Consider the following 3,666-nt stretch of genomic DNA (forward strand, 5'->3'; position numbering starts at 1 on the left):
CTTTTGGATGTAGTTCTCGCAGTATTTCAGCGTATTTGGTAACGGCTTCGTTTCCTGCTTTATCTCCATCAAAAAAGAAAATGATTTCTTCTAACTGTTTTAAGGGTTTTAAAGCGTTTAGGATTTCTTCGTTTAGTCCGTTGGTTCCGTAGCAGGTTAATAGTGTGTAATTCTCTTTTATATCATCTATTTGTAATAAACTAGCCGTGTCGATTATAGCTTCAGTAAGTAGTAATTTCTTTGTGTCCGGGTGTGGGTAATTGGGATAAAGTCCGGAACGGTTTTTTAAATAGTAATGCTTTGCATTGTCATTGTTTGTTGTACTTCTAAAATAAAAAGATACAATTTGATTATCTTTGTTTTTGAGTGGGAACAATATTGATTTATTTCCAAAAGGTTTGTAAGCTTGTCCGCCTGTTCTTGAGTTAGTTCCTGCCAAGGTTAATAACCCATAACTTAAACAATCATTGATTAACTTTTCATCCTTTCTTGCTCCGTGATGGAACTGCCCACTATTAAAACCAACCTCTAATTTATCAAAATCTAAATTTCTACTACTGCAATACTCTTTAGCTGGTGGACTGCTTAACAATCCTTTTCTAAAACTTAAAAACATCTTTTCTAAAAAGGCTGTCCGTTCTTGGTTGTCTGTTGTTGGTTCTGCTATTGTTTTCATTATTGGTTTTAATTGGCTTATTGATCCATTGACCATATTGGCACATTTTACCAAAGCTTCGTGTTTGGTTAGCTTTTCATAATCTTGAACAAACTGGATTACATCGCCTTTTTTATCGCAAGCGTGGCATTTGTATTTGTTTTGACTAAAACTTACTTGTAAACTTGCTGTGCTATCCTCGTGGAACGGACAACGGAGCATATTGTTTTTGTCCTGCTTTAAATTGTAGTGTTGTAAGATGCTTTCTAATGATAAATTTTGCTTTATTTCTGCTATCTCCATTGTGTGAAAAAAAATTAAAATATTTTATATGTATCTAATTAGGTACAAAGATATATTATAAAATATACTTAACAAATTTTATACGATTTTTATTTACCTAATAAAGTCTTTATATTTGCCGAACACAAGATAATAAAGCATTTTAATACCTTAAAAGATACAGTTATGGACACTTTCGGTAAAAGATTAAGAGATTGTAGAGAAGTAAAAAACCTTTCTCAAAAAGAGTTAGCCAAAATTTTAAATACTTCCTATTCTGTTATTGGTAAATATGAGCGTGATGAGATGACGCCAAGTATTGATGCTGCTAAAAAATTAGCCACTATATTAGAAACTTCCGTAGGTTATCTTTTGGGAGAAAATGCTCAAAGTGATTTATTCAAAGATCCTGCAATGTTAAAACGATTTCAAGATATTGCAACACTTCCCGAAAAAGACAGGGATTGTTTGCTTACCACCGTTGACCATTTTATAAAGTCTGCTAAAATAAGTTTGATGTAATAAAAAAACCAGTTCAATTTGAACTGGTTTTTTAGTTATAATTAATAGTTGTATTTTATCTATCTAAATCCGCATAATATATTTCTATATGCTATAATATATTTACTCCTTTTTTCTTTTTGGATTTTGCTTACATAGATGTATTTATACTTTCCCTTTTTTATTTTAAATGAATAATTTTCATTTTTAACATAAACATTTGTTGTATAGTCATTGTCAATTCTTACTACATAAGCTAATCCTACACCTTCAACCGTAGAAACTACTCCGCTATACAAAGTTTCTTTTTCATTTGATACTGTAATCTCATCATCTTTAAAAAGTTCTGTAAAATATAAGAGTGAATATTTTTCATTTTCTGAATCGTACTTTTTTAAAACTTCTTTTTTAAAATGCTCAGGAACAGGAACACAATCATCCTTGTACAAAGCTTTAGGGGTAGAACATTCTAAAAACAGAAACAACAAAAAAATACTATATAAATAAGTTTTCATGATATAAGTTATTGCTGTTGTAGTTCTACGTTTTGAATTATTGCTTTTCTTTGTTCAGGAGTAATAACATTTCCTCCTAAATTCTCTCTGTTCATGAGATTCTTCTTATCTGTAACATGTTGTAAGCCTGCCATGTGTAAATCTTCGTGAGTCCCAGTTCTAGATATGTTATCTATGTTCTTTTGATCGAGTATAGGCATTCCGCTTTGATCAAACTCTAAATTTCTAGGAACGTTTACTTGGGCTCTATTCTCTTGTGTGTTTCCAATTTCATTTACTATTCCTAATGCGGAAAACAATGTTTCGGACACTATTTCTGCGGGTTTCCCTTCTAAAGATTTCACTCCATCTGCATTTAAAGCATCATTAAATTCCATTGTTAAAGTTGCATTTGGATCAAGTTTTTTTATTTGGTTTTTGTTTATACTATCCTTGCAAAAGCCTGTACTGACCCTTGATGTCTAACTTATAAATATAAACTTTATTTGATTTAGTTTTTTTGTCTAAAATTACATCTATTGGCTTTTTCTTTGTTTTACCAACACCTTCGTTTCTAATTTTTTTAGAATTTGTTTTAATTTCAAGAATTGGGTAATTAATGGTTACAATGTAATCTTCACTTTTATTCAAATTCTCAATCCCTAATATTTCTATTCCACATTCTTTAAGATCTAAATCAGTAATAACATATCCATAGCTGTCTTCTGATAAGTATGAATTATTTTTATGCAATGTTTCGTCAAAAATCTTATAATCAAAAGCTCCTATATACTTGACTTCTATATTTTTATCACAAGAAAAAAAACTTGTAATTAAAGAGAAAAAAAATAAAAATTTCATAATAATGGATTAATTTGGTTTTAAATCACGAACTTGACTTGTTGATAATTGGGCACCATCTTTAAAGAATTGCCAACCTCCACCATAGTACCATTGAGGTTGAGGATTACCATTACTATCAAAATTAACTTTTTTATTTGTTCCCCTTACCACACCTACGTCCGTATCTCTACTAAATCCTTTTGCTAATGTAGTTCCAGGTGTCATTGTTGATGAGCTAGGATTATTAGAATTACATGTATTTAACTTTAATACCGTATTTGATATATCTCCTTTTGTTTCAGGTAAATCAGATATTTTTGTTCCTTGTGTTCCTGAACCATTAGTCTTTCCATCATTAGTAGAAACAATGTATTCTCCATCTTTAGTTTCAGGATTTCCGTCTGGATCAACATCTAAATGTAAAGCTTGATTAGTACCGTGATGGTTCATTGCAATTAAGTTTGGAGTACCGCTTATGTCCCCCCAATCTTGAGCAAAATCTTTTTCTGTCATTGCATCACTAATTGCTACACTGCCTTTTCCATATTTTTTCTCATAATCCGCATACTGTTTCATTGTTTGTTCTCCAAAACCTCCATCTTCTCCAGACTCTTTAGGATTGTAAAATATGTAAACTTTAACTTTATTTAATTGGTCTTGATTTAATGTTTTTCCATTTTTATCTTTCCAATCATCAGCTTGCATACCATCAGGATCAATATAGTAGATTGGATTGTTTAGACAATAAGTATATGGGCTATATCTTCTTGAAGTTTCGGCAAGTGGGTCAATATTCATCCAACGTCCTAGAGCGGGGTCGTAATTCCTTGCTTTATAATCGTACCAGTTAAGTCCTAGTTCATCTTGAAGCTCGAAACCATTGAACTTATA

The 3,666-nt window shown here is 31.1% G+C and carries 6 protein-coding genes; 1 reads left to right on the forward strand and 5 read right to left on the reverse strand.

The features are described 5' to 3' along the window. On the reverse strand, positions 1-958 hold a 958-nt coding region (locus ACIQ0M_RS15275; RefSeq protein ID WP_396153783.1), incomplete at its 3' end, for a CHC2 zinc finger domain-containing protein. A gap of 165 nt (positions 959-1,123) precedes the next feature. On the opposite strand from ACIQ0M_RS15275, the gene ACIQ0M_RS15280 reads away from it, so the two are divergent. Continuing rightward, positions 1,124-1,459, forward strand: a complete 336-nt coding sequence (locus ACIQ0M_RS15280; RefSeq protein WP_396153785.1) for a helix-turn-helix domain-containing protein — start codon at positions 1,124-1,126, stop codon at positions 1,457-1,459. A 59-nt stretch (positions 1,460-1,518) separates the two neighbouring features. On the opposite strand, the gene ACIQ0M_RS15285 is transcribed toward ACIQ0M_RS15280, so the two are convergent. The 4 genes from ACIQ0M_RS15285 to ACIQ0M_RS15300 form a co-directional block, all read right to left on the reverse strand. Beyond that, the gene (locus ACIQ0M_RS15285; protein WP_396153787.1) at positions 1,519-1,953 is read right to left on the reverse strand and encodes a hypothetical protein; all 435 of its coding nucleotides are present in this window, start codon (positions 1,951-1,953) and stop codon (positions 1,519-1,521) included. Positions 1,954-1,961: 8 nt separating this feature from the next. Then, positions 1,962-2,330, reverse strand: coding sequence for a hypothetical protein (locus ACIQ0M_RS15290; RefSeq protein ID WP_396153789.1), 369 nt, complete (start codon positions 2,328-2,330; stop codon positions 1,962-1,964). 49 nt (positions 2,331-2,379) lie between these two features. Continuing rightward, entirely contained in the window at positions 2,380-2,793 is a 414-nt protein-coding gene (locus ACIQ0M_RS15295) for a hypothetical protein (protein ID WP_396153791.1), read from the reverse strand. Positions 2,794-2,802: 9 nt separating this feature from the next. Continuing rightward, positions 2,803-3,666 (reverse strand): RHS repeat-associated core domain-containing protein (locus ACIQ0M_RS15300; protein WP_396153792.1); only part of this gene is annotated, 864 nt, incomplete at its 5' end.

The sequence above is a fragment of the Flavobacterium sp. genome (assembly GCF_044339515.1).
Lineage (GTDB): Bacteria > Bacteroidota > Bacteroidia > Flavobacteriales > Flavobacteriaceae > Flavobacterium.

Bases quoted from the DNA above. Each gene is read 5' to 3' on its own strand.
- ACIQ0M_RS15290 (WP_396153789.1), bottom strand. From the start codon at position 2,330: ATGGAATTTAATGATGCTTTAAATGCAGATGGAGTGAAATCTTTAGAA.
- ACIQ0M_RS15295 (WP_396153791.1), bottom strand. From the start codon at position 2,793: ATGAAATTTTTATTTTTTTTCTCTTTAATTACAAGTTTTTTTTCTTGT.
- ACIQ0M_RS15280 (WP_396153785.1), top strand. From the start codon at position 1,124: ATGGACACTTTCGGTAAAAGATTAAGAGATTGTAGAGAAGTAAAAAAC.
- ACIQ0M_RS15285 (WP_396153787.1), bottom strand. From the start codon at position 1,953: ATGAAAACTTATTTATATAGTATTTTTTTGTTGTTTCTGTTTTTAGAA.